Here is a 21817-nt window from a genome sequence, read left to right as displayed (position 1 = left end):
CCGGCGCGAGGAGGAGCGAGCGGGCGGACGCGGGCGGGCGGGAGCGGGCGGGGGCAGGCGGGCGATCGCGGACGGCGCGGCATCATGGGTGCTGTGCGACTTGAAGCGATCACCTGGGAACGGCTCGGCGACCTCCTCGCCGACCGGCTGCTCGGTCTGAAGACGGCCGACGACAGCCCCTGGCCCCGCATCGCGTTCGACGGAGCCCCGGCGGCGCACCCCGGCGACCTCGCGCGGCGCGTCGGCGACGCACTGCGCATACGCGGCCGGGTCTCGCTCGTCGTCGGCACCGAGGGGTTCTTGCGCCCCGCCTCCGTCCGCCTCGAGCACGGCCACCGGGACCCCGACTCCTACTACGACGGCTGGCTCGACACCGGCGCCCTGTGGCGCGAGGTCTTCGGCCCCCTCGAACCCGGTGGCGACGGCCGCGTCCTGCCCGACCTGTGGGATCCGGCCACCGACCGCGCAACCCGCAGCCCCTACCGTCAACTCCCTTCAGGAGGGCTCCTGCTGCTCCACGGCCCCCTGCTGCTGCGGCATTGGTTCCCCTTCGACATGACGGTCCATGTACAGCTCTCGCCCGGCGCGCTGCGCCGCCGCACCCCCGAGCCGGAGCACTGGACGCTGCCCGCCTTCGAACGCTACGAGGAGGAGTCGGCCCCGGGCGACGCCGCCGACGTCGTGGTCCGCGCCGACGACCCGCGCCATCCCGCCTGGAGCGGCTGGACGGGGTGACCCTCGCGTCGACCCGCACCTTCCGGGAACTGCCCCTCCGGGTGCGTTCGTCCGTGGACACGGCGAGAATGAAGGGCGCCGGGACCTGCGGTGCGTCCCGTGCCGCGCCGGCCGTCCGGCAACGGGAGGTACTCCATGACCACCGCCGGAGACATCATGCACCGAGGTGCCCAGTGGATCCCCGCTCACGAGACCCTGGACCGCGCCGCCCAGCTCATGCGCGAACTCAACGTCGGTGCGCTGCCCATCAGTGACGAGAACGAGCGGCTCTGCGGCATCCTGACCGACCGCGACATCGTCGTCGGCTGCGTGGCCATGGGGCACGACCCCTCACGTGTGACCGCGGGCGACATGGCCAGGGGCACACCGCGGTGGATCGAGGCCAACGCCGATGTCAGCGAAGTGCTCAGCCAGATGGGCGAGCACCAGATCCGCCGGCTTCCCGTCATCGAGAACAAACGTCTCGTCGGCATGATCAGCGAGTCCGATCTGGCCCAGCACCTGTCGGACGACCAGCTGGCCATCTTTGTGGAGGGTGTCTACGCGAGGAGCGCCACACGCTGACCTCGCGCGGTCCCGCTGCCCCGGCGCGGCGGGATTGTGCACCCGGCGCACGGGCATTGCGGACGGCTGCCGCGCCTGCCTTGCCTGCCTCGCGCCTCACCCGCCTCGCCCGTCCCCGTCAGAACGGACGAGCCTCCTGCGATGATCTCCGCATGACGGCATCCGACGGGTATCTCCTCGACAACCAGCAGGCCGAGGCCGGCCGGCGCTTCGATGCGCTCTCCACCCTCTTCGATCCCACGACCTTCCGCCATATCGAAGACCTCGGCATCGGACCCGGCTGGCGCTGCTGGGAGGTGGGCGCGGGCGGTACCTCGGTCGTCTCGTGGCTCGCCGGAAAGGTGGGCCCGACGGGAAAGGTCGTCGCCACCGACATCGACACCTCCTGGGCAGTTTCGGCCACGGCTCCCCAGATCGAGGTCCGCACCCACGACGTGGGCGCGGATGAGCCGCCGGGCGCACACTTCGATCTTGTGCACGCCCGCCTAGTCCTGGTCCATGTCCCCGACCGGGAACGGGCGTTGCGATCGATGATCAAGGCGCTGCGCCCGGGCGGCCGGCTGCTGCTCGAGGACGCGGACCCGGCACTTCAGCCCCTGATCTGCCCGGACGAGTACGGCCCCGAACAGCAGCTCGCCAACCGCCTGCGCACGGGCTTCCGTACGCTCCTCGCCGAGCGGGGCGCCGACCTGTCGTACGGCCGCAGGCTCCCGCGCCTGCTGCGCGAGGCCGGCCTGCGTCGCGTGGAGGCCGACGCGTACTTCCCCGTCACCTCGCCGGCCTGTGCCGTACTCGAAGCCGCGACCGTCCGTCAGATCCGGGACCGGCTCCTTGCCGCCGGACTCGCCACCGACGAGGAGATCGACCGTCATCTTTCCCATGTGGCCTCCGGCACGATGGATCTGGCGACGGCGCCGATGATCTCGGCCTGGGGGTACAAGGAGTAGGGGAAGCGAGGGAACAGAGGGAAGCACGGCCGGCGCGGCTGCGCCCGCCAGTCACCGCGGACTACCCGCTCGCTCTCGGCGGTCTTCCCCCCACCCTCTCCACTGCCATGGCTCCCGCCCTGCATCCCTCCCTCGCCGCCTCTTCCGGCTGCGCCCCGGCGACCAGCGAAGCCAGGAACGCCCCTGTGAACGCGTCCCCCGCTCCTGTCGTGTCGCGGGGCACCGCGGGGAGGGCCGCGACCCGGGCCCGTACCGCTCCCGAAGCCGCCACCAGCGCCCCTTCCGCTCCCTGCTTGGCGACCACGAGGGGGACATGGCGGCTCAACTTCGCCACCGCGTCCGCCGGGTCGGGCAGCCCGGTCAGCAGACACGCCTCGTCCCGGCTGGGCAGCAGCACGTCGAACCCGTCGACGAGCGAAAGGAACCTGTCCACGCCCAGCTCGCCGAGGAACCCCGTCGACGCGGGGTCCACACTCACCGGCACGCCATGCGCGCGTGCCGCCGCACAGGCCGTCGCCACGAGGGCCCGGCTCGGTTCGGAGAAGAACAGATAGCCCGAAAGATGCAGGCGCGAGACGCCCTCGAGCAACGCGTCCGACCAGTCGGCGGGAGCCAGCCGCAGCGACGCCCCGCTGTCCGTGAGGAACGTACGCTCCGCCGCGGCGCCCCCGTCCACGAGGCAGATCACCGTCCCCGTGGGCGCTGCCGGGTCCACCACGAGCAGGGGCCGCACGCCGGACGCCGTCAGCTCCCGCTCGTGCCAGGCGGCCGACTCGGCCCCGACCCGTCCCAGCATCCGCACGTCCGGACAGCCCCAGTGAGCCGCCCAGCACGCCACATTCGCGCCGGCGCCACCAGGCAGGGTGCGGATCACGGCGGCCGTGTCCGTGCCCGGAGCGAGCGGGCCGGCGTGCCGGGCGACGACGTCATTGACGACGTCGCCGAGGACGAGCAGCGCGCCGCTCACACTCCGGCCCAGGCCGCCGCGATCCGCGCCGCGAGGCGTACGTTCCCGCGCACGGCCGCCAGGTTGGCGTCCAGCGAGGCCCCCTCGGTGTGCCGGACCAGATAGTCGAGCAGGAACGGCGTGACCGCCTGGCCCGTCACGCCCTCCGCCTCGCACGCCTGCAGCGCGTCGGCGAGCACGCGCGCGTGAAGACCGGGATCCAGCTGCTCCTCCCGTGGGACCGGGTTGGCGACGATGAGTGCCGACGCCGGGCCGCGGAGCGCGTCCTGCGCCCGCATGACCTCCGCCACCTGCCCCGGCGACTCCAGCGTCCACTCGACCGGATGCCCGGAGTCGGACAGGTAGAAGCCCGGGAAGCGGTCCGTGCGGTACCCGGCCACCGCAACGCCCAGCGTCTCCAGGCGCTGCAGGGTCGCGGGCACGTCGAGAATCGACTTCACGCCCGCGCACACCACGGTGATCCTGGTCCGTGCGAGCAGACGCAGGTCGGCGGACTCGTCCTGGGTCAGCGTCCATTCCCGGTGGACACCGCCGAGCCCGCCCGTCGCGAACACCCGCACCCCCGCGAGGGAGGCGAGCTGCGCCGTCGCGGACACGGTCGTCGCCCCGCTCGCCCCCGCCGCCACCGCGAGCGGGAGATCGCGATGCCCGAGCTTGCGGATCCCTTCCTCGTTCGCGACCCGCTCCACCTGCTCCTTGTAGAGGCCGACATGGGCCCGGCCGTCGAGGACGGCGACCGTCGCCGGTACGGCACCCTCCTGCCTTACGGCGTCCTCGAGCTCCAGCGCCACCTGGAGATTGCGCGGACGCGGCAGCCCGTGCGCGATGATCGTCGACTCCAGCGCCACCACCGGACGGCGCGCGGCGAGCGCCTCCCGTACCTCTTCGGACACCACCAGCACGCGCCTGCCTCCTGTCGTATGGTCCTCCTTCATCTCTGGCGGGCGGCGCCTGCGGTCAAACCCTCGGCGGTGATGGTTCGGAGCGGGCGATGATCCGGATCAGGTGACGGTTCGGAAGAGGTGATGGCTCGAAACGCGCGATGGCGCAGAACGCGTGATGGCGAATGACGCGCGCTGGGTCAGAAGAGCGGCTCGGGCAGGACGCCCTCGAGCGCCAGCAGCTTCCGCTTGGTCTCCAGCCCGCCCCCGAACCCGCCGATGCCCCCGTCGCTCTCCACCACGCGGTGGCACGGCACGACCACGGGCAGCGGGTTCGAACCCATCGCCACCCCCACCGCCTGGGCCGCACCGGGCTGACCGACCCGGCCGGCCAGGTCGCCGTAGCCGACCACCGCCCCGTACGGCACTCCGGACGCCAGCTCGCGCAGCACCTGGCGGTTGAACCCCGTGATCAGGGACCAGTCCAGCGGCAGAGCGAAGTCACGCAGCTCGCCCGCGAAGTACGCCGTCAGCTGGCGTATCGCCTCGGCCAGGAGCGGTGAGCCGGGATCCTCGACGGGCTGTGTGCCGAGCCGGGAGGCCAGCCGTTCCAGAGCCTTGTCGCGGACCGGGTCCGTCGCGTGGAACACCACGTTCACCAGGCCGTCGCGTGTGGCGGCCAGCAGCAGGGGGCCGATGTCCGTGGCGACCACGGCCCACACCGGCTGCTGCTCGTCCTGCCCATGACTGTCCATGCGTCCACCGTACGGCGGGGCACTGACAACGCTCCTGGCACGGTCCGGACGGACGCCCGGCCCGCGCCAGGAGCGCCCTCGGGGTCAGGAGGCGGTGGTGGCTCTGCGCACCACGTCGGGCACGTTCGTGATGATGCCGTCCACACCGAAGCCGGCCAGCCGCCGGGCCTCGTCGGCGCGGTTGACGGTCCAGGCGAAGACCTTGACCCGCTGCGAGTGCGGGCCCTTCAGGGCGTGGACCGCGGAGACGTACGGGGGAGAGAGCTTGGTGTACTCGGAATTGATCTGGTCGGCGAACCGCGCGTACGCCTTCAGCTCCGTCACCTTCGGCGTGCCCAGATACGCCGTCCTGATCGCGGGCCGCAGCGCATGGACCTTCCGCACGCTGTCCGCGCTGAAGCTCTGGACGACCAGCCGGTCGCGCAGACGGCCGGGGTCGAGCCAGCCCTGGCTGCCCAGCAGGCCGAGGGTCTGGCGCTCGATCCCCGGGTACAGCTCCGGGTTCTTGATCTCCAGGACCAGGCTCTGGTGGTTGTGCGACACCCGCTCCATGTACTGCCGCAGCGTCGGCACACGCACGCCCGCGAACCGTTGCCCGAACCAGCTGCCCGCGTCCAGGCGTGCGATTTCCCTGGCTGTGAAGTCCTTCACCCGCCAAGGGGCCCGGTTCGGGTACAGCCGCTTGACGTCGGTCGTGCGGTCCAGCGTGGCGTCGTGGATGACGACGAGCTGTCCGTCCCTGGTGCGCTGGACGTCGTTCTCGACCCACGTGGCGCCCATGGCCGCCGCCCTGTCGATCGAGGCCAGCGTGTTCTCGGGGGCGTACCCGCAGGCACCGCGGTGGGCGACGACGACCGGGCCGTCACCACCGGCCGCTCCGGCGTGGGGCGTGGGCAGTATGGCGACGCCGAGCCCGAAGAGCGCGGTGGTCGTGGTGGCGGCGACGCGCACCTGCATGCGTCCTCCTCATGTCGTCGATCACGTAAAGCACTAGATTGACAGCAGAGGGTAAGGATTTGTCGTTGCAGGAAACCCACACATGACCGGAGTCAGCGAAAGTCGCTCACAGCCGCCGCACAAGTGAGGCAGCACCGTGATTCTTTGCCGGAAAATCGTTCGACCGTTCAGGTGCGAGTCATACTCTCTGCGACAACCCTGACCGTCGGAGCGGTCCTGGGGATGGGGGGCATTTTTCGAAATCCGGGACGCATCAGGGCGGGAAGGGCAGTCGCGCATGCAGGGCACCGTCGACGGCTTCAGCTACGGACTCGTCACGCCGGTCGTGGCGTTCCTCATGGCCTGCCTCGGCAGCGCGCTCGGTCTGCGCTGCACCATCAGATCGTTGTGCGTCGCCCAGTCCTGGCGCGCCGGCTGGCTCGCCCTGGGATCGGCCGCGATCGGGTCCGGCGTGTGGACCATGCACTTCGTCGCGATGATGGGATTCACCGTCAAGGAGACCCCCATCCACTACGACCGGACGATCACGTTCGCGAGTCTCGCGGTCGCCATCGTCATGGTCGGCGTGGGCGTCTTCATCGTGGGCTACCGGGGAGCCACCGGGGTGGCGCTCTTCACCGGGGGCACCGTGACGGGTCTGGGTATCGCCTCGATGCACTACCTCGGCATGGCCGGGATGCGGCTGAACGGCGTGCTCGGCTACAACACGCTGACCGTCGCGGTCTCCGTCGTCATCGCGGTCGTCGCGTCGACCGCCGCTCTCTGGGCGGCCGGACAGGTCCGCGGTTTCCTGTGGAGCGTCGGGGCGAGCATCGTCATGGGGCTCGCGGTCAGCGGCATGCACTACACGAGCATGGCCGCCCTCACCGTCCATCTGCACAGCTCATCCGGCGCCCCGGACGGTGAATCGCCCGCCGCCCTGCTCGCCCCGCTGTTGATCGGCCCGCTCGTCTTCCTGTGCCTGGCCGGTGCCGTCGTCCTGTTCGACCCGCTGATGGTCAGGGGCAGGCCCGCCCGGCCGCCGGCCGAGCGCAAGCCGGGCGTCCCCGCCCACCCGGAGCTCGCCCGCACCGGGCGGCGTCCACAGCCCCGCGTCCGCCGGCAGCCCGAGCGCCGGCCGTCCCGTACCGCGCAGCGACGCTGATCCGGCCCCCGTTGTCAGTGGGGGGTCGTACGGTGGATGGCATGCGGCCCGTTTCACAGATCGAACGCACGGTGGCGCCCTTCGAGGTCGTCAGCCCCTACCAGCCGAGCGGCGACCAGCCCACGGCAATCGCCGAGCTGGAAAAGCGCATCCGCGCAGGTGAGAAGGATGTCGTCCTGCTCGGAGCGACAGGCACCGGAAAGTCCGCCACCACCGCGTGGATGATCGAGAAGCTCCAGCGCCCCACCCTGGTGATGGCGCCGAACAAGACCCTGGCCGCCCAGCTGGCCAACGAGTTCCGAGAGCTCCTGCCGAACAACGCGGTCGAATACTTCGTCTCGTACTACGACTACTACCAGCCCGAGGCGTACGTTCCGCAGTCGGACACCTACATCGAGAAGGACTCCTCGATCAACGAGGAGGTGGAGCGCCTGCGCCACTCCGCGACCAACTCGCTGCTGACCCGCCGCGATGTCGTCGTGGTCGCCTCGGTCTCCTGCATCTACGGTCTCGGTACCCCGCAGGAGTACGTCGACCGCATGGTGAGCCTCAACGTCGGCGACGAGATCGACCGCGACCAGCTGCTGCGCCGTTTCGTCGACATCCAGTACACGCGCAACGATGTGGCGTTCACCCGCGGAACCTTCCGGGTGCGCGGCGACACCATCGAGATCTTCCCGGTCTATGAGGAGCTGGCCGTCCGGATCGAGATGTTCGGCGACGAGATCGAGGCGCTCTCCACCCTCCACCCGCTCACCGGCGAGGTCATCAGCGACGACCGGCAGCTGTACGTCTTCCCGGCCTCCCACTACATCGCGGGCCCCGAGCGCATGGAGCGGGCGATCAACGGCATCGAGAAGGAGCTGGAGGAGCGTCTGCCCACGCTGGAGAAGCAGGGCAAGCTGCTGGAGGCCCAGCGCCTGCGTATGCGCACGACCTACGACATCGAGATGCTCCGCCAGATCGGCACCTGTTCCGGCGTGGAGAACTACTCGATGCACTTCGACGACCGTCTGCCCGGCTCCCCGCCGAACACGCTGCTGGACTACTTCCCGGACGACTTCCTGCTCGTCATCGACGAGTCGCACAACACGGTGCCCCAGATCGGCGCCATGTACGAAGGCGACGCCTCCCGTAAGCGCACCCTCGTGGACCACGGCTTCCGGCTGCCGTCCGCCCTGGACAACCGCCCCCTGAAGTGGGAGGAGTTCCAGGAGCGCATCGGCCAGACGGTGTATCTGTCGGCGACCCCCGGCAAGTACGAGCTCTCCAGGGCGGACGGCTTCGTCGAGCAGATCATCCGCCCCACCGGCCTGATCGACCCCGAGGTCGTGGTCAAGCCCACCGAGGGCCAGATCGACGACCTGGTGCACGAGATCCGCAAGCGCACCGAGAAGGACGAGCGCGTCCTGGTCACGACGCTCACCAAGAAGATGGCCGAGGACCTCACTGACTACTTCCTGGAACTCGGCATCCAGGTGCGCTATCTCCACAGCGACGTGGACACCCTGCGCCGCGTCGAGCTGCTGCGCGAGCTGCGGTCGGGCGAGTTCGACGTCCTGGTGGGCATCAACCTCCTCCGGGAGGGCCTCGACCTGCCCGAGGTATCCCTGGTGGCGATCCTCGACGCCGACAAGGAGGGCTTCCTGCGCTCGGGCACCTCGCTCATCCAGACCATCGGCCGTGCCGCGCGCAATGTCTCCGGCCAGGTCCATATGTACGCCGACAAGATCACCCCGGCGATGGAGAAGGCCATCGAGGAGACCAATCGCCGCCGGGAGAAGCAGATCGCGTACAACACGGACAAGGGCATCGATCCCCAGCCCCTGCGCAAGAAGATCAACGACATCGTGGCGCAGATCGCCCGCGAGGACGTCGACACGGAGCAACTGCTCGGGTCGGGCTATCGCAAGGCGAAGGACGGAAAGGGCGCCAAGAGCCCCGTTCCCTCGCTGGCCAGTCACGCGGCGAGCGGTGCCAAGGGCGCCAAGGGTGGCAAGACCGCCAAGGGCAAGGCAGGGGAGACGGTCCCGACCGACCGCCCCGCGGCCGAACTCGCCGGGCAGATCGAAGAGCTGACGGAACGGATGCGCGCTGCCGCCGCTGACCTCCAGTTCGAGATCGCGGCCCGGCTGCGCGACGAGGTCTCCGAGATGAAGAAGGAGCTGCGTCAGATGAGGGAGGCGGGTCTGGCCTGACGGCCGTTCCTTCGGCGCCGGGCCCCGAGTCCCCCGGATGTGTTGCAGGACCGCCACAAAACTCGGGGCGGGGCTCGGCGCTGTCGGCGCCGTTGCGTAGGGTTTTGATGTCCGCGGAATCCGCGGTCGACAGGGGACAGTGCGAGAGGGGAACAGCGCGTGACCGTCAACTTGACCAAGGGTCAGGCCATCAGCCTTCAGAAGAACGACGGGGGCACGCTGACCGCGGTGCGCATGGGACTCGGCTGGCAGGCCGCCCCCCGGCGAGGGCTGTTCGGTTCCCGCACCCGGGAGATCGACCTCGACGCGTCCGCCGTGCTGTTCGCGGACAAGCAGCCCGTCGACGTGGTCTTCTTCCGCCACCTCGTGAGCGATGACGGCTCGGTGCGGCACACCGGTGACAACCTGGTCGGCGGCGCCGGCCAGGGCGGTGACGACGAGGCGATCCTCGTCGACCTGCAGCGCGTCCCGGTCCACATCGACCAGATCATCTTTACCGTGAACTCGTTCACCGGCCAGACGTTCCAGGAGGTGCAGAACGCGTTCTGCCGTCTGGTCGACGAGACCAACGGCCAGGAGCTGGCCCGCTACACCCTCGCGGGTGGCGGCGCGTACACGGCGCAGATCATGGCCAAGGTGCACCGCGCGGGCACCGGCTGGACGATGACGGCGCTCGGCACGCCCGCCAACGGCCGCACCTTCCAGGACCTGATGCCGTCGATCCTTCCGCATCTGTAGACGGCCGGACACGGCCGGACGCGATCCGGGGACGGCCGGACGCGGTGCGACGGGGGCAACAAGTGCGAAGCAGGGGGAAGGCGATGACGGCCGAGCTGGTCCGGGGGCAGAACCATCCGCTTCCCCAGGCCCGACTCGAGGTCCGGGTGTCCACCGGCCGGCCGGTCGTGGCGGGAGCCGCGCTCGGCGACGGGCAGGGCAGGGTTCCCGGCCCGGAGTGGGTGGCGCACCCGGGTGCGCCCACACTGCCCGGTCTGGAGGTCTCCGGGCAGGCCGCGTCCGAACACCGTCTCGCGTTCGACCTGGACGCCCTGGCGGACAGCGTGCACCGGGTCACCGTGCTGCTCGCCCTGCCGACGGCGACCGGAGGTCCGGTGCGGTTCGGAGCGGTCGCGGCCCCGTTCGTCGCGGTCACCGAGCCCGATGGCACCGAAGTCGCCACCTACACGATCACGGGGCTGGATGCCGAGTCCGCCGTCATCGCGTTGGAGTTCTACCGTCGGCAGGACGCCTGGAAGGTGCGCGCGGTCGGCCAGGGGTACGCGGGCGGACTCGCCGACCTCTTCAGCGACCAAGGGCTGCCCGAGGCACAGCAGCTCGCGGCCGGTATCAGCGAAGCGGTGGCACGGGGCCTGGCCCGCTCGGTCGCTCCGCCCCCGCCCCGTCTGCCGGAGCAGGAGCGCCCACGGCAGACACCGGCCCCGACGGCGTCCCAGGGCATCTCCGGCGCCGTGTCGCCCCAGCCGGGTGCGCCGGGCACACCGCCTCAGGGATCTCCGTACGACGTCCAGGGAACCACGGCCGCCGCCCCGGAGACCGCCCTGGGCGGCCCCATCGACTACACCCACCCCGGCCGGCGGACCACGGCGCCGCCACCGCCTCCGGTCGCACCCGCCGCCGCTCCCGGGCAGCCCACGCAGCCAGTCGCGGGTGACGCCACCGGCTGGTCCATGGAGGAGCGGCTCTACAACCAGGTGTGGGGCATGTTCGAGGACCTGACGCGCACGGTCGCCGCCTACCGCAGCGCCGTCGACTTCGCCGAATCGCGCAGGGAGCAGGAGCTGGACAAGGCCCTGTCCGACCCGCGGAGCCGGCTCGGCGGCCAGGGCGATGCGGCTCTTGAGGCGGCCCGTGACCGGCACGAGCAACTTGTCACGCAGGCGCGGGCCGTGCTCGACCGCGACCTCGGCCGGCTCATCGCCGAGTCAGAGGTCGTCGAGCCCGCCCTGCCCATGGCGTTCGCGCGCTGGGACAGCCCGGTGTGGCACGGCTACCGGCCGCCGATGGAGCTCCCGATGGCCGTGCGCCTGGGCGATCTGCGCCTTCCCGAGAGCGGCAGCTTGCGCATACCCATGCTGATCAGGCTGCCGCTGGAGCGCGGTCTGTGGATCGACAGCGGCAGCCCGGGGTCCCTCGACTCGCTCGTGGACGCGGACGAAGTGCGCCGCCTCGCCATGGACGTCGCGGTGACACACGCGGCGAGGCTGCTCGCGGTGTACCCGCCGGGCGAGTTCGCGGTGCACATCATCGACCCGGCGGGTTCGGGTGCCGCGGCCTGCGCCCCTCTTGTCGGGTCGGGTGTACTCGCGGGGCCGCCGGCAGCCGGCGCGGCGGGCATGGCCGACGTGCTGACGCGGCTCACCCAGCGGGTCGACCTGGTGCAGATGGCGGTGCGCGGCGGCGCCTCCGACTCGCTGCCTCCCGGTGTGGACACGGCCGAACAGTTGCTGATCGTCAATGACTTCCCGCACGGCTTCGACGACCGGGCCGTGACACAGCTGCGCTATCTCGCGGACGAGGGCCCGGCCGTGGGCGTCCATCTGATGATGGTCGCCGACCGTCAGGACGCCGCCGCCTACGGCCCGCTGCTCGATCCGCTGTGGCGCTCGCTGCTGCGGCTCACGCCGGTGCCCGACGACCACCTCGCGGACCCGTGGGTCGGCCACGCCTGGACCTATGAGCCGGCGTGCCTCCCCCAGAACAGCCAGGTCCTTCAGCACGTGCTCGACCAGGTGGCGCGGACGCGCCGTTCCTGGAACCGCTGACCTGGGTGAACTCTCCGGCCAAGAACAAGCAAAGTGGCGCTGAGCAGTCAGTTTGACCTTTCGCTGTCGAGCTCTTTACCTTCTCTTGGGTCTTCGGGTACTCTCTTTCACACGGAGGGGAGTACTCCCTATCTGCTGCGGCGCACCCGTCAGTACGGATCGGATCGGATCCCGGGGCGCCGGCCCGCAGGCCCCGGACGCACCATGCACCCGGGACACCGCGGGTGGAAGAGACCTCCGGCAGCGACGACGCTGACAACTGCCGTGACGTACTGCCGGAGGCGCAGTGAATGTTTCCCTGACCCTTTGGGTCCTCACGATCGTGGGCCTCGCCGCCCTGATCGCGGCTGACTTCTTCATCGGCCGCAAGCCGCACGACGTGTCGGTGAAGGAAGCCGGTGTCTGGACGATCGTCTGGGTCGCTCTCGCCGGACTGTTCGGCCTCGGCCTGCTCGTGTTCGGCGGCGGCCGGCCGGCCGGGGAGTTCTTCGCCGGATTCATCACAGAGAAGTCGCTGAGCGTCGACAACCTCTTCGTCTTCGTTCTGATCATGGCCAAGTTCGCCGTGCCCTCGAAGTACCAGCAGCGTGTGCTGCTCGTCGGCGTGCTCATAGCCCTGGTGCTGCGGGCCGCGTTCATCGCCGCGGGCGCCGCGATCATCGCGTCCTTCTCCTGGGTCTTCTACATCTTCGGCGCGTTCCTGATATGGACCGCCTGGAAGCTGATCCAGGAAGCCCGGGCCGACGAGGAGTACGAGGAGTACGAGGAGAACCGGCTGCTGAAGGCCGTCGAGCGTCGCTTCGGCGTCGCCGACCGCTACCACGGCACCAAGCTGTGGATACAGCAGAACGGCAAGCGGGTCATGACGCCGATGCTGGTCGTGATGCTCGCGATCGGCACCACGGACGTGCTCTTCGCCCTCGACTCCATCCCCGCGATCTTCGGCCTCACCCAGGACCCGTACATCGTCTTCACGGCCAACGCGTTCGCGCTGATGGGCCTCAGGCAGCTGTACTTCCTCATCGGCGGCCTGCTCAGGAGGCTGGTCCACCTCTCCTACGGTCTGTCGTTCATCCTCGGCTTCATCGGCATCAAGCTGGTACTGCACGCTCTGCACGAATCAGGGGTCCATGTCCCCGAGATCTCCATCCCGGTCTCGCTCGGCGTGATCTGCGCCGTCCTGATCGTCACGACGATCACCAGCCTGATGGCCTCGAGAAAACAGCGGGCGGTCGCAGCCCAGGAGCCGCGGTTACGGACGGGAGGCGCTCGGAAGAACAGCATCGATGTCTGACGGCGGACAGGACAGATGTCTGACCGCGGACAGGACATGGGATCAGCGAGGCGGGGCGAGCGTAGGACGGTCCTCGCGGGTGATGGCACTGACATGCGGGTCTCATGGGCGTCTGCGACGATCGCCGCATGATCGTCGGGATCCGGTCACTCGCGGCGCGGTGGACGGCCGCCGTGCCGGTGGCCGCGGTCGTTCTCCTGGCCCTCACCTGGGGACGGGAACTGCCCGGCGCGATCGTCGCCCTGATAACGCTTGTACTCGCCGGATCCGTCCTGGCCGCGGTCCATCACGCCGAAGTGGTCGCACACCGGGTCGGTGAGCCCTTCGGTTCACTCGTCCTCGCCGTCGCCGTCACGATCATCGAGGTCGCCCTCATCGTCACCCTCATGGCGGACGGAGGAGCGAAGAGCGCGACCCTGGCCCGCGACACCGTCTTCGCAGCCGTGATGATCACCTGCAACGGGGTCGTCGGCCTGTGCCTCTTGGTGGCCTCACTGCGCCATGGAACAGCGCTCTTCAACCCCGAAGGCACCGGTGCCGCACTCGCCACCGTCGCGACCCTGGCCACCCTCAGCCTGGTGCTGCCGACGTTCACCACGAGCAAGCCGGGCCCCGAGTTCACCACGGCTCAGCTCACCTTCGCCGCGCTCACCTCACTGATTCTGTACGGCCTGTTCGTGGCGACGCAGACCGTGCGCCATCGCGACTACTTCCTCCCGATCACGCGGCAGGGCGAGGTCATCTTCGCGGACGACCACGTCGTGGCGCCCACCGCCCGTACAGCGGCCCTCAGCCTGGGCTTCCTTTTCCTCGCCCTCGTCGGCGTCGTCGGACTCGCCAAGGGAGTGTCGCCCACCATCGAGTCGGGAGTGGCGGCGGCCGGTATGCGGCAGGCGGTCGTCGGTGTGATCATCGCGCTTCTCGTGCTGCTGCCCGAGACCATCGCCGCCCTGCGCTCCGCGCACCGCGACCGGGTCCAGACGAGCCTCAATCTCGCCCTCGGCTCCGCGATGGCCAGCATCGGCCTGACCATCCCCGCCGTAGCTTTGGCGTCCGTGTGGCTCCCCGGGCGGCTCGTCCTCGGGCTCGGACCCGTCGACATGGTGCTGCTCGCGCTGACGGTGGTCGTGAGCTCCCTGACGGTGGTGCCCGGACGTGCCACGGCGCTTCAAGGAGGCGTTCACCTGGTGCTGTTCGCGGCGTATCTGGATCTGGCGGTCAACCCGTAGCGCCGGGCCGATGCCGCCTCACCCGGGTGCCGGTTCCGCGACCGCGACCGTTACGGGACGTGTCTCCGGCAGCAGTGCGAAGCATCCCAGACTGAGCAGGGCGACGCCCGTCAGATACGCGCCGACGCCCCAGGGCACCCGGCCGCTGTGCGCGGCCAGCGCGGTGGCCACGAGCGGGGTGAGGGCACCGCCGATCACCCCGCCGAGGTTGTAGCCCACCGCCGCCCCGGTGCAGCGCACCCGCGGCTCGTAGAGCTCGGGCAGATAGGCGGCGACCACGGCGAACATCGTGATGAAGGCGAGCATCGCCCCCAGGAAGCCCAGGAACATCAGCAGCGGCTCACCCGTCGACATCAGCGCGACCAGCGGGAACATCCACAACGCGACGCCGGTGCAACCCGTCAGACACAGCGGGCGCCGGCCGTAGCGGTCGCCCAGGTGAGCCAGTAGCGGGGTCAGGGCGCCCTGGACCACGACGGTGGCCATGACGCACTCCAGCATGACGGTACGGCTCACGCCGAGCCGCTCCGTCGCATACGCCAGTGACCAGGTCGTCACCGTGTAGAACACCGCGTACCCGACGGCCAGCGCCCCGGCCGTCAGCAGGACGAGTCGCCAGTGGCTCCGCACGACTTCGACGAGAGGCACACGCGCGTGGTCGTCGATCTCCAGGAAGAGCGGGCTCTCCGCGAGGGAACCGCGCAGCCACAGACCCGCCGTCGCCAGAACCCCCGCGGCCCAGAACGGAATTCGCCACCCCCAGGCGGCGAACTGCGCGTCGGACAGTGTCGTCGAGAGTCCCAGGATCACTCCGTTGGCCAGCAGGAACCCCAGGGACGGGCCTACCTGTGGGAAGCTCGACCACAGCACGCGCCGCCCGGGAGGCGCGTGCTCCGCTGTCAGCAGCACCGCACCGCCCCACTCCCCGCCCAGTCCGAGACCCTGCAGAAAGCGCAGCACGAGCAGGAGCACGGGAGCGGCCGTGCCGATCGTGGCGTACGTCGGCACACAGCCGACCGCCACCGTCGCGGCACCGGTCAGCAACAAGGAGACGACGAGGACGGGTCGGCGTCCGTGCCGGTCCCCGATGTGCCCGAACAGCACCGAGCCGAGCGGCCGGGCCACGAAGCCGACCCCGAAGGTCCCGAACGCCGCCAGTGTCCCGGCCATCGGTGAGAACGTCGGGAAGAACAGTGGCCCTAAGACCAGGGCAGCCGCGGTCCCGTAGACGAAGAAGTCGTAGAACTCGACGGCCGTCCCGGCGAGCGAGGCGGCCGCGAGCCTGAGCATGGAGGGAGCCCTCACGGTGTGTGCGTCGTGCATGCTGCGTCAACTACCCACGGTGACCGGGAGTTACGGGGGCGTGCGGAGGCGCGGCGCCTGCGGTACATGGGGCGGGCGTGCGCCCCGGGGCCAGAGCTTGGCCTGATGCGTCGGTCGAGTCATGACCGGAAAGCCACGGGCCGTCGCCCGCCCACCGCATCGTGATAGACCGGTGGCTGAGCAGCGGTCCTCCGTGGGCCGGACGATCTGAATGGACCGGAGCAACCGTGCCCCGCACTCTCGCCAACTCCCCGATCATGGTCCTCAACGGCCCCAACCTGAACCTCCTCGGGCAGCGCCAGCCGGAGATCTACGGCTCCGACACGCTCGCGGACGTCGAGGCCCTGTGCGTGAAGACTGCCGCGTCCTACGGTGCAACGGTGGACTTCCGGCAGTCCAACCACGAGGGCGAACTGGTCGACTGGATCCACGAGGCACGTCTGAACCACGCCGGCATCGTGATCAACCCGGCCGCGTACTCGCACACATCGGTCGCGATCCTCGATGCGCTCAACACCTGTGACGGGCTGCCGGTGATGGAGGTTCACATCTCCAACGTCCACCAGCGCGAGCAGTTCCGTCACCACTCCTACGTCTCCCTGCGCGCCGACGGAGTCATCGCCGGGTGCGGAGTCCAGGGCTACGCGTTCGCGGTGGAGCGGGTCGCGACCCTCGCGGGGGCGGGCCGGACCGACGCGTGAGGTGCCCTCTCCGGATGGCGGGTGCGCACGCGGGGCGCCGTACAGCCGCGGTCTGCCGCCAGACGGAGGGCGCACCACCGGGCGGAGCCGGGTGCGGAGGAGGTGGCGGCGCAGCGGCCGTCGGGCGCCGAGGGTGAGGGTGCTGCGCGCTGGACGCGCCCGCCGAATTCCAGTGAGAAGCCGACCGAATTCCACTGAGCAGGGGGAGAGAAGTACCCCACGCTGGATGCTCCACGGCGGCTTCCGGCGGGCCTGCCCGGATCACCTCGCCCCGGAAGGACAGAGGGACGGGCCGGGCCCGCGTGCCGGCTCTCGTGGTGAAGCCCGCAGCCACGCTGCGCTCGCGCGGGCAGATCGCATGCGCGAAGCACCCGCCGTGGATGACCGTGCCGACACACGGCAACCGGTCGACCGGCCAGAGCGGTTGGAGTACCTGGAGCGCGTAGAGTTGCAGAACTCGCGCGCACCCGGCGATGGTTCGAAAATGAGACAGGCCGCGTGAAAGAACGCGAGCGAGGCCGGACTCGTCGGCCCGTCCCGGCCCCGGCCCGTCTACGCGCCGGAGTCCGGCCGGACCGGCGGGGCCGTGGTGCGGGTGCTCACCACCCCCGTGCGTGCCACTCCGGCAGATGCGGACGCTCGGCGCCCAGCGTCGTGTCGTTGCCGTGCCCGGGGTAGACCCAGGTCTCGTCGGGCAGCGCGTCGAAGATCTTGGTCTCGACGTCGCGGATCAGACGGGCGAAGGCCTTCGGGTCCTTGTGGGTGTTGCCCACTCCGCCGGGGAAGAGGCAGTCCCCGGTGAACACGTGCGGATGGCCGTGCGGGTCGTCGTAGACCAGGGCGATCGACCCCGGTGTGTGGCCCACCAGGTGGCGCGCGGTGAGCTCCACGTTCCCCACCCGGATCGTGTCGCCGTCCTCGACCGGGACGTCCGTCGGCACGGGGATGCCCTCGGCGTCGTCGCGTCCCGCGTACGTGCGCGCGCCCGTGGCCGCCACGACCTCGGCGAGCGCCTGCCAGTGGTCGCCGTGCCGGTGCGTGGTGACGACGGACGCGATGCCGTCGTCACCGATCATGCCGAGCAGGGTGCTCGCGTCGTTGGCCGCGTCGATCAGCAACTGCTCGTCGGTGGCCCGGCAGCGCAGCAGATAGGCGTTGTTGTTCATCGGGCCGACCGCGATCTTGGTGATCATCAGGTCCTTCAGCTCGTGCACGTCCGCCGGGCCGCCGACCGTCACCGCTCCGCTGTACGTCATGACGCTCAGCCTACCGACGAGATCACAGCGGGGGCATCACGGGCAGCGCCACGCCCTCGTCGAGCACGGTCACGCCCTCGCCCCGGGTGCGTCCCGAGAGCCAGCCCATCAGCGCCGAGGCCATCCCCGTCACCGTGACCGGCTCGGCGTCGGTGTGCCGGCCGGTGGACCAGACGGGGCGGCTCGGGTCCTCAAGGGCGGACAGCTCCACGCCCGGCACCTCGGGGTTGCCGGAGAACCGCTGCGTGAGGAAGTCGATCTCCCGCTCCACGAACTCGGCCGGCAGGTCCTGAAGCTCGTATCCGATGCCCAGGTCGACATGGTGCAGCTCGACCTCGACCCACCGCCGGAACGGCAGCCGGGACGCCGAGTCGGTGACGCCGTTGCGCAGCTCCACGGTGCGCGACCAGTCCGCGGGCAAGGCGGCCGTCTTCTCGAGGCGGGCCGCGCTCTCACGCACGTCCGCGAGCTGGACCTCCAGAGGGCGCGGGGCGTCCCGCTCGATGTCCGCGTCCCGGGCCTGCGCGGAGACGTACATGGGGCGCCCCTCGAGCACATTGACGAGGGCGTCGGCATTGCGGGAGAGATGGGCGAGCACATGGCCACGGGTCCAGCCGGGCAGGCGTGACGGCTCGGCCACGGAGGCGTTGTCCATCGAGGCGGCTGCGATGAGCAGCCGCTCGGTCGCGTCCCGTACAGAGGCCAGGTCGCGCGCGTGATCAATCATGAGGTCGACCCTAGCCGTACCACTCCTTCGGGTGAAGGACGTGGACCAGACCCGCAAATCGAATGCACGTGCTATATGGTCGAGGGCGACGTCGGGCATGCTGGATGGCCGGGGATTGTTGTGAACCCATGAATCCGACCGGCGTTGTCAGTGGCTCCCCCTAGTCTGAGAAAGCACGGGGGCCCCGCCCCTGTCGCTTCTCTCAAGAAAGGTGCGGACCGGCGTGGCCGACCGTCTCATCGTCCGTGGCGCGCGCGAGCACAATCTGAAGAATGTCTCGCTCGACCTGCCGCGTGACTCGCTCATCGTCTTCACGGGCCTGTCGGGATCGGGCAAATCCTCGCTGGCCTTCGACACGATCTTCGCCGAGGGACAGCGGCGCTACGTCGAGTCGCTGTCCTCGTACGCCCGGCAGTTCCTCGGGCAGATGGACAAGCCGGACGTCGACTTCATCGAGGGGCTCTCGCCCGCGGTCTCCATCGACCAGAAGTCCACCTCCCGCAACCCGCGCTCCACGGTCGGCACGATCACCGAGGTGTACGACTACCTGCGTCTGCTCTTCGCGCGCATCGGCAAGCCCCACTGCCCCGAGTGCCGGCGCCCCATCTCGCGCCAGTCGCCGCAGGCCATCGTGGACAAGGTGCTGGAGCTTCCCGAGGGAAGCCGCTTCCAGGTGCTGTCGCCGCTGGTGCGTGAGCGCAAGGGGGAGTTCGTCGACCTCTTCGCCGACCTTCAGACCAAGGGTTACAGCCGCGCGCGCGTGGACGGCGAGACGATCCAGCTGTCCAGCCCGCCCACGCTGAAGAAGCAGGAGAAGCACACGATCGAGGTGGTGGTCGACCGCCTCACGGTGAAGGACTCCGCCAAGCGCCGTCTGACCGACTCCGTGGAGACCGCGCTCGGCCTGTCCGGAGGCATGGTCGTGCTCGACTTCGTCGACCTCCCCGAGGACGACCCCGAGCGTGAGCGCATGTACTCGGAGCACCTGTACTGCCCGTACGACGACCTGTCCTTCGAGGAGCTGGAGCCCCGCTCCTTCTCCTTCAACTCGCCCTTCGGCGCCTGCCCCGAGTGCACCGGCATCGGCACGCGCATGGAGGTCGACCCGGAGCTGATCGTCCCGGACGAGGACAAGACACTGGACGAGGGAGCCATCCACCCCTGGTCGCACGGGCACACCAAGGACTATTTCGCACGTCTGATCGGCGCCCTGGCGGACGCGCTGGGCTTCCGCACCGACATCCCGTTCGCCGGACTTCCGCAGCGCGCCAAGAAGGCCCTGCTGCACGGCCACAAGACCCAGATCGAGGTCCGCTACCGCAACCGGTACGGGCGCGAGCGGGTGTACACGACGCCCTTCGAAGGCGCCGTCCCCTTCGTGAAGCGCCGGCACAGCGAGGCCGAGAGCGATGCGAGCCGCGAGCGCTTCGAGGGCTATATGCGCGAGGTGCCCTGCCCGAGCTGCCAGGGAACCCGCCTCAAGCCGGTCGTCCTCGCGGTCACGATCATGGACAGGTCGATCGCCGAGGTCTCCGGGATGTCGATCAGCGACTGCGCGGACTTCCTCGGTCGGCTGAAGCTCGACGCCCGTGACAAGAAGATCGCGGAGCGGGTCCTGAAGGAGGTCAACGAGCGGCTGCGGTTCCTGGTCGACGTCGGCCTGGACTATCTCTCGCTGAACCGGGCGGCCGGCACGCTCTCCGGCGGAGAGGCCCAGCGCATCCGGCTGGCCACCCAGATCGGGTCCGGACTCGTCGGCGTCCTCTACGTCCTGGACGAGCCGTCGATCGGCCTGCACCAGCGCGACAACCACCGGCTGATCGAGACCCTGGTCCGGCTGCGCGACATGGGCAACACGCTCATCGTCGTCGAGCACGACGAGGACACCATCAAGGTGGCCGACTGGGTGGTCGACATCGGCCCCGGCGCGGGCGAGCACGGCGGCCACGTGGTGCACAGCGGCTCCCTCGAGGGGCTGCTCGCCAACGCCGAGTCCCAGACCGGCCGGTACCTCTCGGGCAAGAAGTCGATCCCGCTGCCCGACATCCGGCGTCCGCGCGACACGTCCCGGCAGCTCACGGTGCACGGAGCCCGCGAGAACAACCTCCAGGACATCGACGTGTCGTTCCCGCTGGGAGTGTTCACGGCCGTCACAGGGGTGTCCGGCTCCGGAAAGTCCACGCTGGTCAACGACATCCTGTACACGCACCTGGCCCGCGAGCTGAACGGCGCGCGGAGCGTGCCCGGCCGGCACACGCGCGTGGACGGCGACGACCTCGTGGACAAGGTGGTGCACGTCGACCAGTCGCCCATCGGCCGCACGCCCAGGTCGAACCCGGCGACGTACACCGGTGTCTTCGACCACGTCCGCAAGCTGTTCGCCGAGACCACCGAGGCGAAGGTGCGCGGCTACCTGCCGGGCCGCTTCTCCTTCAACGTCAAGGGCGGTCGCTGCGAGAACTGCGCGGGCGACGGCACCATCAAGATCGAGATGAACTTCCTCCCGGACGTCTATGTCCCGTGCGAGGTCTGCCACGGCGCCCGCTACAACCGGGAGACCCTGGAGGTCCACTACAAGGGCAAGTCCATCGCCGAGGTCCTGAACATGCCGATCGAGGAGGCCCTGCACTTCTTCGAGGCCGTCCCGGCGATCGCCCGTCACCTGAAGACGCTGCACGACGTCGGTCTCGGCTATGTCCGCCTCGGCCAGTCCGCCACGACCCTGTCCGGCGGTGAGGCCCAGCGTGTGAAGCTCGCCAGCGAACTGCAGAAGCGGTCCACCGGGCGCACGGTCTACGTCCTGGACGAGCCGACCACCGGTCTGCACTTCGAGGACATCAGCAAACTGCTCAAGGTGCTCGGCGGACTGGTCGACAAGGGCAACACGGTCATCGTCATCGAGCACAACCTCGATGTCATCAAGACCGCCGACTGGCTCGTGGACATGGGACCCGAGGGCGGTGCCGGCGGCGGTCTGGTCGTTGCCGAGGGCACTCCTGAGGAGGTCGCGGGGATCCCGTCCAGCCACACCGGCAAGTTCCTGCGCGAGATCCTCGGCGCCGAGCGTGTCAGCGACGCGGCCTCCGTGAAGGCCCCGCGCAAGGCCGCCGCGAAGAAGACGGTCGCGGCCGGGTCGGCGACGAAGAAGACCGCGACGGCCAAGGCGGTGAAGACGGCCGACAACACGGCCGCCGAGAAGGCGGCCGGAGCCACGAAGAAGGCGGCACCCGCGAAGAAGACCGCGCGGGCACGCAAGGCATGACAGCCGGGACGGACCGTCCCTGACCGGACCGTACGGTGCCCCATGGGATGTCTCCCATGGGGCACCGTTCGTTGTGCGTCGTGCGTCGTGTTCC

Annotated in this window: 18 protein-coding genes; 11 read left to right on the top strand and 7 right to left on the bottom strand. The window is 69.9% G+C overall.

Annotation, left to right across the window (positions count from 1 at the left end; genetic code table 11):
- Positions 1-84: 84 nt before the first annotated feature.
- The 3 genes from ABZ845_RS00660 (at position 85) to ABZ845_RS00650 (ending at position 2246) form a co-directional block, all read left to right on the top strand.
- Entirely contained in the window at positions 85-735 is a 651-nt protein-coding gene (locus ABZ845_RS00660; protein WP_360971306.1) for a uridine kinase, read from the top strand.
- Between the two features lie 135 nt (positions 736-870).
- The gene (locus ABZ845_RS00655) at positions 871-1299 is read left to right on the top strand and encodes a CBS domain-containing protein (RefSeq protein WP_360971303.1); all 429 of its coding nucleotides are present in this window, start codon (positions 871-873) and stop codon (positions 1297-1299) included.
- A 152-nt stretch (positions 1300-1451) separates the two neighbouring features.
- Entirely contained in the window at positions 1452-2246 is a 795-nt protein-coding gene (locus ABZ845_RS00650; protein WP_360971300.1) for a methyltransferase domain-containing protein, read from the top strand.
- 61 nt (positions 2247-2307) lie between these two features.
- Here ABZ845_RS00650 and ABZ845_RS00645 read toward each other — a convergent pair whose 3' ends face one another.
- From ABZ845_RS00645 to ABZ845_RS00630, 4 genes are all read right to left on the bottom strand, one after another.
- On the bottom strand, positions 2308-3225 hold the full coding sequence (locus ABZ845_RS00645) for a sugar kinase (RefSeq protein ID WP_360972384.1): 918 nt from the start codon (positions 3223-3225) through the stop codon (positions 2308-2310).
- Positions 3210-4115, bottom strand: a complete 906-nt coding sequence (locus ABZ845_RS00640) for a pseudouridine-5'-phosphate glycosidase (RefSeq protein WP_360971297.1) — start codon at positions 4113-4115, stop codon at positions 3210-3212. The genes ABZ845_RS00645 and ABZ845_RS00640 overlap by 16 nt, the downstream gene beginning before the upstream one ends.
- A gap of 179 nt (positions 4116-4294) precedes the next feature.
- Positions 4295-4849 (bottom strand): methylated-DNA--[protein]-cysteine S-methyltransferase, encoded by a 555-nt coding sequence (locus ABZ845_RS00635; protein ID WP_360971294.1) that lies wholly within the window; start codon positions 4847-4849, stop codon positions 4295-4297.
- 84 nt (positions 4850-4933) lie between these two features.
- On the bottom strand, positions 4934-5806 hold the full coding sequence (locus ABZ845_RS00630; protein ID WP_360971291.1) for a glycerophosphodiester phosphodiesterase family protein: 873 nt from the start codon (positions 5804-5806) through the stop codon (positions 4934-4936).
- 277 nt (positions 5807-6083) lie between these two features.
- On the opposite strand from ABZ845_RS00630, the gene ABZ845_RS00625 reads away from it, so the two are divergent.
- The 6 genes from ABZ845_RS00625 to ABZ845_RS00600 all read left to right on the top strand — a co-directional run bounded on the left by ABZ845_RS00625 (position 6084) and on the right by ABZ845_RS00600 (position 14454).
- Positions 6084-6950 (top strand): MHYT domain-containing protein, encoded by an 867-nt coding sequence (locus tag ABZ845_RS00625; RefSeq protein ID WP_360971288.1) that lies wholly within the window; start codon positions 6084-6086, stop codon positions 6948-6950.
- Between the two features lie 41 nt (positions 6951-6991).
- The gene (gene uvrB, locus ABZ845_RS00620) at positions 6992-9148 is read left to right on the top strand and encodes an excinuclease ABC subunit UvrB (RefSeq protein ID WP_360971286.1); all 2157 of its coding nucleotides are present in this window, start codon (positions 6992-6994) and stop codon (positions 9146-9148) included.
- A gap of 159 nt (positions 9149-9307) precedes the next feature.
- Positions 9308-9886 carry a TerD family protein gene (locus ABZ845_RS00615; protein ID WP_360971283.1) on the top strand — a complete coding sequence of 193 codons (579 nt, stop codon included), beginning with the start codon at positions 9308-9310 and terminating at the stop codon, positions 9884-9886.
- An 83-nt stretch (positions 9887-9969) separates the two neighbouring features.
- The gene (locus ABZ845_RS00610) at positions 9970-11931 is read left to right on the top strand and encodes a TerD family protein (RefSeq protein WP_360971281.1); all 1962 of its coding nucleotides are present in this window, start codon (positions 9970-9972) and stop codon (positions 11929-11931) included.
- 286 nt (positions 11932-12217) lie between these two features.
- A complete protein-coding gene (locus ABZ845_RS00605) occupies positions 12218-13225 on the top strand; it encodes a TerC/Alx family metal homeostasis membrane protein (protein ID WP_360971278.1) in 1008 nt (335 codons plus the stop codon).
- Positions 13226-13353: 128 nt separating this feature from the next.
- Entirely contained in the window at positions 13354-14454 is a 1101-nt protein-coding gene (locus ABZ845_RS00600) for an ionic transporter y4hA (protein WP_360971275.1), read from the top strand.
- Between the two features lie 18 nt (positions 14455-14472).
- On the opposite strand, the gene ABZ845_RS00595 is transcribed toward ABZ845_RS00600, so the two are convergent.
- On the bottom strand, positions 14473-15777 hold the full coding sequence (locus tag ABZ845_RS00595; protein ID WP_360971273.1) for an MFS transporter: 1305 nt from the start codon (positions 15775-15777) through the stop codon (positions 14473-14475).
- Between the two features lie 227 nt (positions 15778-16004).
- On the opposite strand from ABZ845_RS00595, the gene aroQ reads away from it, so the two are divergent.
- Positions 16005-16478, top strand: a complete 474-nt coding sequence (aroQ, locus tag ABZ845_RS00590) for a type II 3-dehydroquinate dehydratase (protein ID WP_360971270.1) — start codon at positions 16005-16007, stop codon at positions 16476-16478.
- A 599-nt stretch (positions 16479-17077) separates the two neighbouring features.
- On the opposite strand, the gene ABZ845_RS00585 is transcribed toward aroQ, so the two are convergent.
- Positions 17078-17734, bottom strand: a complete 657-nt coding sequence (locus ABZ845_RS00585) for an MBL fold metallo-hydrolase (RefSeq protein WP_360971267.1) — start codon at positions 17732-17734, stop codon at positions 17078-17080.
- 22 nt (positions 17735-17756) lie between these two features.
- The gene (locus ABZ845_RS00580) at positions 17757-18461 is read right to left on the bottom strand and encodes a maleylpyruvate isomerase family mycothiol-dependent enzyme (protein WP_360971264.1); all 705 of its coding nucleotides are present in this window, start codon (positions 18459-18461) and stop codon (positions 17757-17759) included.
- Between the two features lie 223 nt (positions 18462-18684).
- Between ABZ845_RS00580 and uvrA the strand changes: the two genes are divergently transcribed.
- Entirely contained in the window at positions 18685-21723 is a 3039-nt protein-coding gene (gene uvrA, locus ABZ845_RS00575; RefSeq protein WP_360971261.1) for an excinuclease ABC subunit UvrA, read from the top strand.
- Positions 21724-21817 lie beyond the last annotated feature (94 nt).

The sequence above is a fragment of the Streptomyces sp. NPDC047022 genome (genome assembly GCF_040644155.1).
In the GTDB taxonomy this organism is placed as follows: Bacteria; Actinomycetota; Actinomycetes; order Streptomycetales; family Streptomycetaceae; genus Streptomyces.
Note: the sequence above shows the minus strand (reverse complement) of the source record. Positions and strands in the feature narration are given on the sequence as shown.

Coding starts and splice junctions, on each gene's coding strand:
- ABZ845_RS00655 (WP_360971303.1), top strand. CDS start 871: ATGACCACCGCCGGAGACATCATGCACCGAGGTGCCCAGTGGATCCCC.
- ABZ845_RS00650 (WP_360971300.1), top strand. CDS start 1,452: ATGACGGCATCCGACGGGTATCTCCTCGACAACCAGCAGGCCGAGGCC.
- ABZ845_RS00595 (WP_360971273.1), bottom strand. CDS start 15,777: ATGCACGACGCACACACCGTGAGGGCTCCCTCCATGCTCAGGCTCGCG.
- ABZ845_RS00580 (WP_360971264.1), bottom strand. CDS start 18,461: ATGATTGATCACGCGCGCGACCTGGCCTCTGTACGGGACGCGACCGAG.
- ABZ845_RS00635 (WP_360971294.1), bottom strand. CDS start 4,849: ATGGACAGTCATGGGCAGGACGAGCAGCAGCCGGTGTGGGCCGTGGTC.
- ABZ845_RS00630 (WP_360971291.1), bottom strand. CDS start 5,806: ATGCAGGTGCGCGTCGCCGCCACCACGACCACCGCGCTCTTCGGGCTC.
- uvrB (WP_360971286.1), top strand. CDS start 6,992: ATGCGGCCCGTTTCACAGATCGAACGCACGGTGGCGCCCTTCGAGGTC.
- ABZ845_RS00585 (WP_360971267.1), bottom strand. CDS start 17,734: ATGACGTACAGCGGAGCGGTGACGGTCGGCGGCCCGGCGGACGTGCAC.
- ABZ845_RS00610 (WP_360971281.1), top strand. CDS start 9,970: ATGACGGCCGAGCTGGTCCGGGGGCAGAACCATCCGCTTCCCCAGGCC.
- ABZ845_RS00600 (WP_360971275.1), top strand. CDS start 13,354: ATGATCGTCGGGATCCGGTCACTCGCGGCGCGGTGGACGGCCGCCGTG.
- ABZ845_RS00625 (WP_360971288.1), top strand. CDS start 6,084: ATGCAGGGCACCGTCGACGGCTTCAGCTACGGACTCGTCACGCCGGTC.
- ABZ845_RS00660 (WP_360971306.1), top strand. CDS start 85: ATGGGTGCTGTGCGACTTGAAGCGATCACCTGGGAACGGCTCGGCGAC.